The sequence below is a fragment of the Pseudomonas sp. genome (assembly GCF_030147005.1).
Lineage (GTDB): Bacteria > Pseudomonadota > Gammaproteobacteria > Pseudomonadales > Pseudomonadaceae > Aquipseudomonas.
In genome coordinates, this window is record NZ_JASLAW010000006.1 from 15,273 (window position 1) to 28,128 (window position 12,856).

Here is a 12,856-nt window from a genome sequence, read left to right on the forward strand (position 1 = left end):
CCATCGCCCGCCGGATGAGCAGCAGTGTAGAACCCAATGACGCCCGGATGCACATGAAGACTTAGAAGATGGCGTATGTGTAGTTGAAGATCAGGCGGGTTTGGTCCTGGTCGGCGGTGCCGGTGTTTTTGCCGTGGTAGGTACCGGTGCGCAAAGTGGTACCGAAGCCTTTGAGCGGGCCGGCTTGCACCACATAGTCCAACCGGAAGTCGGTTTCGTTTTCTTTCTGGTCAGGGCCACCGGCGACCTTGGATTTGATATCGCTGCCGTTGAGGTAAGCGACGGAGGCTCTAAGGCCGGGCACGTAAGCCTTGAAGTCATAGGCGTACTGGCCGAAGTTGACCTGCTCGCCGGCGCGGGAAAACTGCCCGACCACCGCATCGGTAAACAGGTAAAAGTCGCTGCCGCCGGCGCCCTGGGCGTGCGGGTCGGCAAGGCTGCCCTGGTTGACCCACACAAAGCCGCCGTCATCACCTACGCCAATATGGCCGAGCATCAAGCTGCTGCCGCCCAGTTGATAGGTGAAGGCGGCGCTGTAGGTTTTGTTGTCCACTTCATTAGCATGCCTGGCATAGCCGCCATTGTTGTTGAACTGATAACCGCTCTCGCCATTTTTGCCATCGCTGCTGCTGTCGAAGTAGCGCAGGTCGGTCTTGAACGATTGGTCGTTGCCCAGGGGCAGCACGTGCACCAGGCCGACGTAGTTCTGTTTGTAGAAGTCCTGCAACTGAGCGTAGTAGTACTGCAACGTCAGGTTTTTCGCGATGGCGTTGTCGGAAGAGCCGAAAGGTTTGTAGTCCACCCCGCCGAACTTGAAGCTGTCGCTGTCCCGCGTGCCGCCGGCCACGCTCAAGCCCGTGGCGTTGCTGGAGGCACGGCCCTCGACGCGGTTCAACTCACCGCCCGTGAACGTGACGTTGGGAATGTCGTTGGAGGTAAGGGTGCCGCCGTCGAAGGTCTGCGGCGCTACACGGCTGTCGTTCGAGACCAGGATCGGCAATACCGGTGCCAGGCCGCCACCGACATGCAACTCGGTCTGGGAAATGCGGAACTTCACATTGCCCGCCGCGCGGCCAAAGGCATCGGCCGGCTCGGTGCCGTTGTTTCTGGTCGGGAAAAAGCTGTTGCCGTTACCGGCCAGGCCCGGGCCTGCGGTATGACCGTCACCGCCATCCAGGCGCAGGGCACCGAAGGCCATGACGTCGAAGCCGACGCCGAGAGTGCCTTGGGTGTAGCCGGATTTGTAGTCAAAGCGCAGCATGGTCGCGGCTTCGCGCAGGTCGTTATTGTTGCCCGAACGGTTGTCCGCGCTGTAGTACATGGTGCGCGAACTGACGGCCGCATGGCTGTCTTCGAGAAAGCCGCTATGACCGTTGCCGGTGCCGAGCGAGCCAAGGCCGAAACCATCGGCATAGGCCTGTTGTGCAAGCACGGCGGCGCCGATGGACAACGCCAGTGTAGAAATTTTCATTAACGACGGCCCCTGAATATTTTTTTATGTGAGCGATGTGCGAAACGACGTTTTCATCCCTGCAAACGTGACGATTCTTTCACGCCGGCCGGGGCGGGCTCCGTGAAGAATTAGTTAGGAAAAGCGCGTGAATATGAAATTTCAGCGCGGCCGATTCTGGTCATATTTGCGTCATCCCATTCATTTGCAGAATGAAGTCCAGAGGATTCTTCGTTTGCAAGCCGGCGTGCCGCTCAACAAAATCGGGACAAGGCCACTTTTATCGTCACAGCCATCAGGAATTTTTCTATGCACGCCACTGCACATGTCAGCCCCGATGAGATCCGCAAGGGCTTTTCCAAGGCCATGTCCGACATGTACCGGGATGAAGTTCCGTTGTACGGCGCGCTGCTGGAACTGGTGGCCCAGACCAATGCCCGTGTGCTGGACAGCAACCGGGGCCTGGCCGAGCAGTTGCAACGCACCGGCGAAATCCAGCGCCTGGATATGGAACGCCACGGCGCCATCCGCCTGGGCACCGCCGCGGAACTGGCGACCATCAGCCGCCTGTTCGCGGTGATGGGCATGCAACCGGTGGGCTATTACGACCTGACACCGGCCGGCGTGCCGGTACATTCCACCGCCTTTCGCGCGGTGCACGAACAGTCGCTGCAAACCAGCCCGTTTCGTGTGTTCACCTCGTTGCTGCGCCTGGAGCTGATCGAGGACCCCGAGTTGCGCGGCTTCGCCGAAACCGCCCTGGCCAAGCGCTCGATCTTCACCCCCGGCGCCCTGGCGTTGATTGAACAAGCCGAAACGCAGGGCGGGCTCAATGCCCACGACGCAGAGGCATTTATTCACCAGGCGCTGGAGACCTTTCGCTGGCACCACACCGCCACCGTCGCGGCCGCGCAGTATCGGCAACTCAGCGACCAGCACCGCCTGATCGCCGATGTAGTGGCCTTCAAAGGCCCGCACATCAACCACCTCACCCCACGCACCCTGGACATCGACCAGGTGCAGGCCGCCATGCCCGGCCACGGCATCACCCCCAAAGCCGTGATCGAAGGCCCACCTCGACGCCATTGCCCGATCCTGTTGCGCCAGACCAGCTTCAAGGCCCTCGACGAACCCATTGCCTTTACCGATGCCCAGGGCAGCCACAGCGCACGCTTCGGCGAAATCGAGCAACGCGGCGTCGCGCTCACGCCCAAGGGCCGCGCCCTGTACGACCAGTTGCTGAATGCCGCCCGCGATGAACTCGGCGCGTTCCCGAACGAGTCCAACGCCGCGCGTTATGAGCAATTGATGGAGCAGCACTTTCGGGCATTCCCGGACAACCACGCGCAGATGCGCGAGCAAGGCTTAGCCTACTTTCGCTATTTCCCCAGCGAACAAGGCCTGGCGGCCCGCGGCCGGCCAGACCAGCCACGCACGCTGGAGGCATTGATCGGCGCGGCGCACGTGGAGGTGGAACCGCTGGTGTACGAGGATTTCCTGCCGGTGAGCGCGGCGGGGATTTTTCAGTCGAACCTGGGCGATGCCGCGCAGAATCACGCCATGGCCAATTCGAACAAGGCCGAATTCGAGCAAGCGCTGGGCCGCGGGACGATCGACGAGTTGCAGCTGTATGGCCAGACGCAGCAGCGTTCCATGGACGAATGCATGAGAACGCTGTGCGAATAAATTCGCCTGAAACGCCTTGTTGTCGCTTGTGGCGAGGCAGCTTGCTCCCGCTCGGCTGCGTAGCTGTCGCACTGTCCTTGGGGCGCTTCGCCCCCAGCGGGAGCAGGCGCCCTCGCCACAAGCTGCGGGTTTTGCTTAACCCAACCTCTCCACAATTTCATCCTTGAGCGACAACCGTTTCTTTTTCAGTTTTTCCACATCCTCATCGCTGGCACTTGCCGATTCCGCCTTCAGCACCTGCGCGTCGGCGGCGTCGTATTGAGTGAGCAGCGAGTCCAGCCGGTGGTCCCCCGCCCTGCGTTCGTGAACGACTTCCTTGCTCAACCCCAGGTCCTGATACAGGTCGTGTTTCACTGGCATGGCGTACCTCCACAAATTTGATCAATGGCCTACCCCCTTGAAGCTAGCCCATTCCCTGGGGTCTTGTCATGTTCGAGGTCAATACGTCCCCGTTCGTCGTAACCCCGGCGATGGGATCAAACCTTTGCCGGGTCCTGCCCTCAACTGTAGATCGCCACCCCAGGGAGACCGATCTTATGAATCACACCGCTACTGCCGCCGACACCCAATGCATCAACACTGTCCGCACCCTGGCCATGGACGCCGTGCAGAAGGCCAACTCGGGCCACCCCGGCACGCCCATGGCCCTGGCGCCGCTGGGCTATACGTTGTGGAGTCGGTTCCTGCGTTACCACCCGGAGCATCCCGACTGGCCCAACCGTGACCGGTTTGTGCTGTCGGTGGGGCATGCGTCGATGTTGCTGTATTCGCTGCTGCACCTGGCCGGTGTGGTGGAGATCGATGCCCACGGCAAGCGTTCCGGGGAACCGGCGGTCAGCCTGGATGACATCAAGCAGTTCCGCCAGATGGGTTCCAAAACCCCGGGGCACCCCGAGTACCGCATGACTACCGGCGTGGAAACCACCACCGGCCCGTTGGGCCAGGGCTGCGCCAACAGCGTGGGCATGGCCATGGCCGAGCGGTGGCTGGCCCAGCGCTTCAACCGTGACGGCCAGGTGTTGTTCGACTACGACGTCTACACCCTGTGCGGCGACGGCGACATGATGGAAGGCATCAGCAGTGAAGCGGCGTCGATGGCCGGGCATTTGCAGCTGGATAACCTGTGCTGGATCTACGACAACAACACCATCAGCATCGAAGGCCACACTGAGCTGGCCTTCAGCGAAGATGTGATCAAGCGCTTCCAGGCGTATGGCTGGCACACCGTGCATGTCACCGATGCCAATGATCTGCAGGCACTGAGCGTGGCGCTGGAGACTTTCAAGGCCAACACCGGCGCACCGACCCTGATCGTGGTCGACAGCGTGATCGGCTACGGCTCGCCGCACAAACACAACACCGCCGCAGCCCATGGCGAGCCGTTGGGCGAGGACGAAATTCGTCTGACCAAAGCCGCGTACGGCTGGCCCCAGGACGCCAGTTTCCTGGTGCCCGATGAAGCGCGCACGGCATTGCGCGACGCACTCCTCGAGCGGGCAGAGCCGCTGTACGCCGAGTGGAACCAGACCTTGGCGTCCCTTGACGCGCAACGGGCCGATGAGCTGCAACGCATGCGCGCCGGGGAAATGCCCGAGCAGTGGCAGGCTGACCTGCCCAGCTTCGCGGCCGATGCCAAGGGCGTCGCCAGCCGAGCATCAGGCGGCGAAGTGCTGAACGCCTTCGCTCAGCAGATCCCCTGGTTGCTGGGCGGCTCGGCGGACTTGTCGCCCTCGACCAAGACCAACCTCACCTTCGACGGCGCCGGCCGTTTCAGTGCCGACGACTACAGCGGGCGCAACCTGCACTTCGGCATTCGCGAGCACGCCATGGGCGCGATTGCCAACGGTATGGCGCTGTCGTACCTGCGGCCGTACACCTCGACTTTCCTGGTGTTCAGCGACTACATGAAAGCGCCGATCCGGCTGGCGGCGATCATGGAGTTACCGGTGGTATTCGTGTTTACCCATGACTCGATCGGCGTGGGCGAAGACGGCCCGACGCACCAGCCCATCGAACAACTGACCCAACTGCGCGCCACCCCAGGCTTGCTGACTCTGCGCCCGGCGGACGCGAACGAAACCCTGGAATTGTGGAAAGTCGCACTGGCGCAAACCCATCGGCCGAGCTGCGTGGTGTTGTCGCGCCAGCCGCTGCCGACCCTGGACCGTACCCGCTACGCGGCGGCCTCCGGTGCGGCCAAAGGCGCTTATGTGTTGGCCGGTGCGGATAACCCTGAAGTCATCCTGATTGCCACGGGCAGTGAAGTCAGCCTGGCAGTCGCGGCCTATGAGCAACTCGTGGGCGAAGGGACTGCCGCGCAGGTAGTGTCGATGCCCAGCTGGGAATTGTTCGAAGATCAGGATCAAGCCTACCGCGACAGCGTGTTACCGCCCACGGTGAAGGCGCGGGTGGTTGTGGAACAGGCCGGCCCCTTGGGCTGGGACCGCTATGTCGGGCAAGCCGGCGCCAAAGTGGTGATGAACAGCTTTGGCGCGTCGGCGCCGCTGTCGAAGTTGCAGGAAAAGTTCGGGTTTACGCTGGAAAACGTGGTGAAGCTCGCCAAGCAGCAAATCCAGCATAACCGGGCTGAATAAACGCCTCAAAGCCGCAGGGAACATGCTCCCTGCGGCATTTGGGCCGGCGATGGGCTCAGCTCAATTTTTGTAGTCGGTGTCGGTGCGCTCCAACTGCCGGATCAACGCATTCCAATGCCGGGCAACCCCAGGCCCTTCCCCCCTGCTGAATACCTTGGCCTGCCGCTCGACCCTGGCCATCACCTCTGCGGGTGGAAACACCAACGCCGCATGCCCGCCTGCCTGCGCCGCAATCTGGATAGCACACGCCCGCTCCAGCCCCTGCAGTTGCGCAAACGCATGCTCCACGCTGATGCCTGCGGTCAACAGCCCATGGTTACGCAAGATCATCACGCTTTTGTCGCCCAGGTCCGCCACCAGCCGCGCGCGTTCGTCCAGGTCCCGGGCCACGCCTTCGTAGCCGTGATAGGCCACGCGACCGCAGAACGCAATGGAATGCTGGGAGATCGGTAACAAGCCGTCCTTTTGCGCGGACACCGCAATACCGTCGCGGGTATGGGTGTGCAGCACCGCTTGCAGGTCGTGGCGCGCGCCATGGATGGCGCTGTGGATCACATAACCGGCGTAGTTGATGCCAAGGCCCGTGGGGTCGTCGACGAGCGTGCCGTCGAGGTCGACCTTGACCAGGTTGGAGGCGCTGATTTCATCGAACAACAGCCCAAACGCGTTGATCAGGAAATGTTCCTCGGGGCCGGGTACACGGGCGGAAAAGTGCGTGTAGATATGGTCGGTCCACTGGTACAAGGCCGCCAGTCGATAAGCGGCGGCCAGTTTGACGCGCACTTCCCATTCCTCTGGCGTGACACGTTGGCGGACGGCGTTGGAAACGCTGGAAAGCGGGGTGACGCTGCTCATGGCAAAACTTCCTGGATGGCCTCAAGGGCTTCCAGGCCAGCCTAGGGGATGCTCAAAAATAATAAAAATCACATTTTAGTCTAAGCTAATTATTATATTTATTTATAAAGCTGGCAGGCGTCAGGCGGCGTTTCGGAGGGTGTGCAGGGAATCGGCCACCCACTTGCCAAACGCATCCACCGGCCCTTGCAGGTTGCCAAGGAAGTGCGGATAGATCAGCCATAAGTCCATCACCGGCTTGAAATCCTTCAGCGGCATCACCGCCAATTGCTCGCGATGGGCGCTGCGCTCGAGCAGCGGGCGTGGCACCAGGCCAAGGCCCAGCCCTTCGGCCACCAGCCCCAATTGCAACTCGGTGCCGAAGGTTTCCAGGTTGACCCGCAAGGCCAGGCCCTGGTCGGACAAGGTGCGCTGCAAACCGGCACGAAAGCCGCACCCGTCCGGGTTGAGGACCCAACCGTTCTGGTAGACGTCGGCCAGCTTGCACGGTTTTTTCGGCAGTTGCGCCTTGGCGCACACCACCACCACCAACTCCATCTTGCCAATGGACTCACCGACGATATTGTCTGGAAAAATCTTGCCCGCCGGGAACAACGCCACCGCCGCATCCAGCTCGCCGCGCTCGATCTTGCCGACCAGCTGGCTGCCCCAGCCGGTGGCCACCTGGGCGCGCAGGTCGGCGTACTCGGTGCGCAAGTGCTTGAGCGCATTGAGCAGCACCCCGTCGCTGATGGTTTGCGGCACGCCCAGGCGCAGCACCCCGGTGGGCGGTGCATCGGTGGCGACCAATTCGCGCAGCGCGTCCATCTCGCGCAGGATCAGCCGGCATTGCTCATAAACCCGGGTGCCGATCAGCGTGGGCTTGAGGGGCTTGGTGTTGCGGTCGAACAGCTCCACCCCCAGCGCCTGCTCGAAGTTCTGCACGCGACGGGTGATGGCCGGCTGGGTCAATTGCAACGACTCGGCGGCATGGCTGATGGACTGGCAACGAATCACTTCGACAAAGGCATCGATATCGTCAATTTTCATTGGGGTCGCACATAGTGAACGGTCATTAAGATGTGCGCGAAGCATAGTTGGCGCAATCCGGTCTGGATAGCCCGCGGTGTGATCGATAACGTCTAACGCTAGAAAACCCGGTTCTAAATTACCTGTAGCTATAAGCTAATCATTAAAAAATAGCATATTAACCAATAACATTATGCTTAGATAACACCATCAACCCCGCCAATGGAATGCTCATGAGCCAGGCACCGCACCCCGAGAGACTACGCGCCTTCATCGGCGCCTTGGCTGAGCTGATCGACGCCAACCCGCGCGAAGGCGACCTGCTGCACCGTGGCGGCAAGCTGCTGGGGCAACTGGTAACCCACGATGACTGGCTGCCCGACGCGTTCGCCCAACCCGACCCCGAGCGCTACCAGCAATTTCTGCTGCACGCCGATTCGCGCCAGCGTTTCAGCATCGTCAGTTTTGTCTGGGGGCCGGGGCAACGCACGCCGATTCATGATCATCGGGTGTGGGGACTGATCGGCATGTTGCGCGGCGCGGAGGTTTCCCAAGGGTTTGGCCGAGCGGCCGATGGCGCGCTGGCAGCCCAGGGCACGCCTGTGCAACTGCTGCCGGGCCAGGTTGAAGCGGTGTCGCCCAGGATCGGCGACATTCATCAGGTGAGCAATGCTCACGAGGACCAGGTGTCCATCAGTATTCATGTGTACGGCGCCAATATCGGCGCGGTGCGCCGCGCGGTGTATCAACCCGACGGCCGCGAGAAACCGTTTATCTCCGGTTATTCCAACGCCTGCCTGCCCAACATCTGGGACCTGTCCAAAGAAAAGAGCCCTGCCCTATGAGCACCGTACCCACCCGCCGCTTCGCCCAGATTCGCCAGGCCCTGCTGGACCGTGAGGAAGTCGCTCTGGTGGACGTGCGCGAAGAAGCGCCGTTTGCCGAAGGCCACCCGCTGTTTGCCACGAACATTGCCCTGTCCAGGCTGGAACTGGAGGTGTATTCGCGCATTCCACGCCGCGATACCCAGGTCACGCTGTACGACAACGGTGAAGGGCTGGCCGAACGCGCCGCCGAACGCCTGGTTGCGCTGGGCTACACCCGGATCAGCCTGCTTGAAGGCGGGCTCGACGGTTGGCGCCAGGCCGGTGGCGAGCTGTTTATCGACGTCAACGTGCCGAGCAAAGCCTTTGGCGAGCTGGTGGAAAGCCAGCGTCATACGCCGTCCCTGGCCGCCGAGGAGGTACAAGCGCTGCTCGATGGCCAGGCCGATGTGGTGGTGCTCGACGCCCGTCGCTTCGACGAATACCAGACCATGAGCATCCCCACCGGCATCAGCGTGCCGGGGGCCGAGCTGGTGCTGCGCGCCCGTGAACTGGCGCCGGACCCGGCCACCCGCATCATCGTCAATTGCGCCGGGCGTACCCGCAGCATTATCGGCACCCAATCGTTGATCAATGCCGGCGTGGCCAACCCGGTGGCGGCGCTGCGCAACGGCACCATCGGCTGGACCCTGGCCGGGCAGACACTCGCCCATGGCCAATCGCGCCGCTTTGCGCCCACCACCGAGGAACATCGCCGCATCGCCACCCGGCAAGCACGCGACGTGGCCGACAAGGCGCGTGTCGGCCGAGCAACCCTTAATGATCTGCAACGCTGGCAGCAGGACACGGCCCGCACCACCTACCTGTTCGACGTGCGCACCCCGGAAGAATTCGAGGCCGGCCACCTGCCCGGCGCCCGCTCGACACCGGGCGGGCAACTGGTGCAGGAAACCGACCACGTGGCCAGCGTGCGTGGCGCGCGCCTGGTGCTGGTGGACGATGATGGCGTGCGCGCCAATATGTCGGCCTCCTGGCTCGCCCAATTGGGCTGGGAAGTCTACGTGCTGGACGAGCTGCAAGCCGCGCACTTCAGCGCCCATGGCGCCTGGATCGCCCCGGTGCCCGCGCCGCCCCAGGCCGAACTGATCAGCCCGCAGACACTGGCCGCCTGGCTCGACCATGGCGACACTGTGGTGCTGGATTTCACCAGCAGCGCCAACTACGCAAAGCGCCATATCCCCGGCGCGTGGTGGGTGCTGCGCGCGCAGTTGCCCGAGGCCCTGGCTAAGGTGCCTGCCGCGCAGCGCTACGTCTTGACCTGCGGCAGCAGCCAGTTGGCGCGCCTGGCGGTGGCCGAAGTCGAGGCCCTGACCGGCGGGCAGGTGTTCCTGCTGCAGGACGGCACCGCCGGCTGGATCGCCGCGCAACTGCCGCTGGAGGAAGGAGAACGCCATCTTGCCTCACCGCGTATCGACCGCTACCGGCGCCCCTACGAAGGCACCGATAACCCACGGCAAGCCATGCAGGCTTACCTGGATTGGGAATTCGGCCTGGTCGAACAATTGGCGCGCGACGGCACCCATGGTTTCTACGTGATCTGATCCACCGCTGCACCGTTCCCGGAAACCCGACCCCTTCTCCAGGCGGAGGTACCTTCCTTTACCCAACGCCTGGAGTCTGTCCCATGCTGTTTACTACCCCGTTAAAGCGCCTGCTGCTGGGCGGCGCCCTGGCGCTCGGCCTGCTCGGCAACGCCCACGCCACCGACCTGCAACCGCTGCGCGTGGCCAACCAAAAGTCGACGATCAAAGCGCTGCTGGAAGCCAGCGGCGAAACCCAAAACCTGCCGTACGACATCAAGTGGTCGGAATTCCCTTCAGCCTCGCCCCTGGGCGAAGCGCTGAATGCCGGTGCGGTGGATGTCGGCGCCCTGGGCGATGCGCCCTATGTGTTCGCCCTCGGCGCCGGTGCGTCGCTCAAAGTGATCAGCATCATCCATGCCGAAGGGCGCAACACCACCGCGTTGCTGGTGCCCCAGGATTCGCCGATCAAGACCGCAGCCGACCTCAAGGGCAAGAAAATCGTCACCGGGCGCGGGTCCATCGGGCATTACCTGGCGATCAAGGCGCTGGCGAGCGCAGGCCTGACCTCACAGGATGTGCAGTTCATCTTCCTGCTGCCCGCCGAATCCCGGCTGGTGCTGGATAACGGTACCGCCGATGCCTGGGCCACCTGGGACCCGTACACCACCGTCGTCACCTCGCAAAGCCGCGCCCGTGTGCTGGTCAGCGGCAAAAACCTGCTGAGCAATCACCTGTACTTCGCTGCCACCGACCAGGCCATTGCCGACAAGCGGGTGCAACTGGACGACTTTGTCGCCCGCGTTGACCGTGCCTACGCCTGGGCCAACAGCCACCCCGACGAGTACGCCGCCGCCCAGGCCAGAATCACCGGCCTGCCGTTGGCCGTGCACCTGGCGGTGGCCAAGGACACCCAGCTGTCACCGGTGCTGATCGACGACGCCGTGATCAGCGGCCTGCAAGCCACCGCCGACGCCTACCAGAAGGAAGGCCTGCTGAGTCGGCACATCGACGTGTCGCAAGGCTTCGACAAGCGTTTCAACGCCCTGCGCGCCCCCAATTCCCAAGCCTCACGCTAAGGAGCAGAACATGAGCAAGCCACGTCAATTGAAACTCGGTGCCATGGTTCACGGTGTCGGCCACGGTTGGGGCGAATGGCGCCACCCGCAGGCGCAACCCGACGCCAGTACCCATTTGGGCTTTTACAAACAGCAGACCGAATTGGCCGAAGCCGCCCGGTTCGACTTCGTGTTCATCGCCGACAGCCTGCACATTCACCCTAAGTCCAGCCCGCACTACCTCAACCGCTTCGAACCGCTGACGATCCTGTCGGCCCTCGCCGCGCTGACCACCCACATCGGCCTGGTCGCCACCGTGACCGTCAGCTACACCGAGCCCTACCAGGTGGCGCGCCAGTTCGCCTCGCTGGACCATATCAGCGGCGGCCGCGCCGGGTGGAACGTGGTCACCTCGTGGCTGAGCGGCACCGCCGATAACTTCGGTAAAGCCGAACACCCGCCTCACGCCGTGCGCTATCGCATCGCCAAGGAACACCTGAATGTGGTCAAGGGCCTGTGGGATTCCTGGGAAGACGACGCCTTTGCCTACAACAAGCAAAGCGGCGAATTCTTCATCCCGCACAAGTTGCATGCGCTTGACCACAAGGGCGAATTCTTCTCGGTCAAGGGCCCGCTGAATATCGCGCGCTCACGCCAGGGCCAGCCGGTGATTTTCCAGGCCGGCACCTCGGAAGACGGGCGCAACTTTGCCGCGCAAAACGCCGACGCGATCTTTGTGCATGTGGAAGATATCGACGAGGCCAAAGCCTATACGGCCGACTTGAAACGCCGTGCCAAGGGCTTTGGACGCGACGCCGACAGCCTGTCGATACTGCCGGGTATCCGGCCGATTGTGGGGCGCGATGCCGACGAAGTGGAAAGCCGCTACCAGCAGGCGGTGGAGCTGGTCACCGTCGAAGATGCGATTGTCGCCCTCGGCCGCCCGTTCAACGACCATGACTTCAGCCAATACCCGCTCGACGCGCCGTTCCCCGAACTGGGCGACCTGGGCGCCAACAGCCAGAAAGGCGGCTCTGATCGCATCAAGCAATTGGCCAGGGACGAAGGCCTGACCCTGCGCGAAGTGGCGCTGCGGTTTGCGCGGCCCAAGCGCGACTTTGTCGGCACGCCGGAACAAGTCGCCGACACCCTTCAACGCTGGTTCGAGAGTGGCGCCAGCGATGGTTTCATCATCAACTCGGTGCTGCCCGATGGGTTGCAGTACTTCACCGAACGGGTGGTACCGCTGCTGCAACAGCGTGGGTTGTTGCGCACCGAGTACAGCGGCACTACGTTGCGCGACAACCTGGGCCTGGAGGTGCCGGCCAACCGTTACAGCGTGATTGCCCCTCCGAAGCCCGCTCCCACAACGGATCTGCGTAGGCTGGAAAATGTCATTTGAGACAGTGGGTGGGCGGCTGAGGCCATTCAACATATAGGGGTTGGCTCGCCTGCAATAACGGTGGATCAACTGATGAATATTGGCCTGAAAGACCAAACGTGGCCCGCTGTAAAAGCGGAACCCATAGCGGCCGTTACCTGAACAATGGATATGCACTTGAACCAACCGGCATCCGGGTCGGCCGCCAGGCCGCTGCGGGAGCAAGCTCCCTCGCCACAGCTTCAGTGCCGCGCTCAAAGTTGCGTAGATACGTATGGCCATCGCGGGCAAGCCCCAATGCCAGTCAGTTAAGCGCTAGAGCAGGCAACCGTCGGCCTGTGGCGAGGGAGCTTGCTCCCGCTGGGCCGCGAAGCGACCCCAGAAAATGGGACTGCTGCGCAGTCCAGCGGGAGCAAGCTC

At 62.6% G+C, this 12,856-nt stretch carries 10 protein-coding genes; 6 read left to right on the plus strand and 4 right to left on the minus strand.

The features are described from left to right. Positions 1-61: 61 nt before the first annotated feature. Complete coding sequence (locus Q1V60_RS00420) at positions 62-1,471, minus strand: OprD family outer membrane porin (RefSeq protein ID WP_300626705.1); 1,410 nt, start codon at positions 1,469-1,471, stop codon at positions 62-64. Between the two features lie 288 nt (positions 1,472-1,759). Here Q1V60_RS00420 and Q1V60_RS00425 point away from each other — a divergent pair, with 288 nt between their 5' ends. Further along, positions 1,760-3,136, plus strand: coding sequence for a VOC family protein (locus tag Q1V60_RS00425; RefSeq protein WP_300626706.1), 1,377 nt, complete (start codon positions 1,760-1,762; stop codon positions 3,134-3,136). 135 nt (positions 3,137-3,271) lie between these two features. Here Q1V60_RS00425 and Q1V60_RS00430 read toward each other — a convergent pair whose 3' ends face one another. After that, positions 3,272-3,496 (minus strand): DUF465 domain-containing protein, encoded by a 225-nt coding sequence (locus tag Q1V60_RS00430; RefSeq protein WP_300626707.1) that lies wholly within the window; start codon positions 3,494-3,496, stop codon positions 3,272-3,274. A 176-nt stretch (positions 3,497-3,672) separates the two neighbouring features. Between Q1V60_RS00430 and tkt the strand changes: the two genes are divergently transcribed. Continuing rightward, the gene (gene tkt, locus Q1V60_RS00435) at positions 3,673-5,730 is read left to right on the plus strand and encodes a transketolase (RefSeq protein ID WP_300626708.1); all 2,058 of its coding nucleotides are present in this window, start codon (positions 3,673-3,675) and stop codon (positions 5,728-5,730) included. A 60-nt stretch (positions 5,731-5,790) separates the two neighbouring features. Here the strand turns inward: tkt and Q1V60_RS00440 are convergent, their stop codons facing one another. Together Q1V60_RS00440 and Q1V60_RS00445 are read right to left on the minus strand one after the other, a co-directional pair. Then, the gene (locus Q1V60_RS00440; RefSeq protein ID WP_300626709.1) at positions 5,791-6,585 is read right to left on the minus strand and encodes a class II aldolase/adducin family protein; all 795 of its coding nucleotides are present in this window, start codon (positions 6,583-6,585) and stop codon (positions 5,791-5,793) included. A gap of 120 nt (positions 6,586-6,705) precedes the next feature. Next, the gene (locus Q1V60_RS00445) at positions 6,706-7,614 is read right to left on the minus strand and encodes a LysR family transcriptional regulator (protein ID WP_300626710.1); all 909 of its coding nucleotides are present in this window, start codon (positions 7,612-7,614) and stop codon (positions 6,706-6,708) included. A 212-nt stretch (positions 7,615-7,826) separates the two neighbouring features. On the opposite strand from Q1V60_RS00445, the gene Q1V60_RS00450 reads away from it, so the two are divergent. The 4 genes from Q1V60_RS00450 (at position 7,827) to Q1V60_RS00465 (ending at position 12,457) form a co-directional block, all read left to right on the plus strand. Continuing rightward, positions 7,827-8,438, plus strand: a complete 612-nt coding sequence (locus Q1V60_RS00450) for a cysteine dioxygenase (protein WP_300626711.1) — start codon at positions 7,827-7,829, stop codon at positions 8,436-8,438. Further along, positions 8,435-10,018, plus strand: a complete 1,584-nt coding sequence (locus tag Q1V60_RS00455; protein WP_300626712.1) for a rhodanese homology domain-containing protein — start codon at positions 8,435-8,437, stop codon at positions 10,016-10,018. The genes Q1V60_RS00450 and Q1V60_RS00455 overlap by 4 nt, the downstream gene beginning before the upstream one ends. Before the next feature lie 83 nt (positions 10,019-10,101). Continuing rightward, complete coding sequence (locus tag Q1V60_RS00460; RefSeq protein WP_300626713.1) at positions 10,102-11,076, plus strand: ABC transporter substrate-binding protein; 975 nt, start codon at positions 10,102-10,104, stop codon at positions 11,074-11,076. Positions 11,077-11,086: 10 nt separating this feature from the next. Next, the gene (locus tag Q1V60_RS00465; protein ID WP_300626714.1) at positions 11,087-12,457 is read left to right on the plus strand and encodes an LLM class flavin-dependent oxidoreductase; all 1,371 of its coding nucleotides are present in this window, start codon (positions 11,087-11,089) and stop codon (positions 12,455-12,457) included. Positions 12,458-12,856 lie beyond the last annotated feature (399 nt).

What these genes read in the sequence shown, in the direction of transcription:
- Q1V60_RS00425 (WP_300626706.1), top strand. Translation starts at nt 1,760, where the DNA reads ATGCACGCCACTGCACATGTCAGCCCCGATGAGATCCGCAAGGGCTTT.
- Q1V60_RS00430 (WP_300626707.1), bottom strand. Translation starts at nt 3,496, where the DNA reads ATGCCAGTGAAACACGACCTGTATCAGGACCTGGGGTTGAGCAAGGAA.
- Q1V60_RS00460 (WP_300626713.1), top strand. Translation starts at nt 10,102, where the DNA reads ATGCTGTTTACTACCCCGTTAAAGCGCCTGCTGCTGGGCGGCGCCCTG.
- Q1V60_RS00440 (WP_300626709.1), bottom strand. Translation starts at nt 6,585, where the DNA reads ATGAGCAGCGTCACCCCGCTTTCCAGCGTTTCCAACGCCGTCCGCCAA.
- Q1V60_RS00445 (WP_300626710.1), bottom strand. Translation starts at nt 7,614, where the DNA reads ATGAAAATTGACGATATCGATGCCTTTGTCGAAGTGATTCGTTGCCAG.
- Q1V60_RS00455 (WP_300626712.1), top strand. Translation starts at nt 8,435, where the DNA reads ATGAGCACCGTACCCACCCGCCGCTTCGCCCAGATTCGCCAGGCCCTG.
- Q1V60_RS00465 (WP_300626714.1), top strand. Translation starts at nt 11,087, where the DNA reads ATGAGCAAGCCACGTCAATTGAAACTCGGTGCCATGGTTCACGGTGTC.
- tkt (WP_300626708.1), top strand. Translation starts at nt 3,673, where the DNA reads ATGAATCACACCGCTACTGCCGCCGACACCCAATGCATCAACACTGTC.
- Q1V60_RS00450 (WP_300626711.1), top strand. Translation starts at nt 7,827, where the DNA reads ATGAGCCAGGCACCGCACCCCGAGAGACTACGCGCCTTCATCGGCGCC.
- Q1V60_RS00420 (WP_300626705.1), bottom strand. Translation starts at nt 1,471, where the DNA reads ATGAAAATTTCTACACTGGCGTTGTCCATCGGCGCCGCCGTGCTTGCA.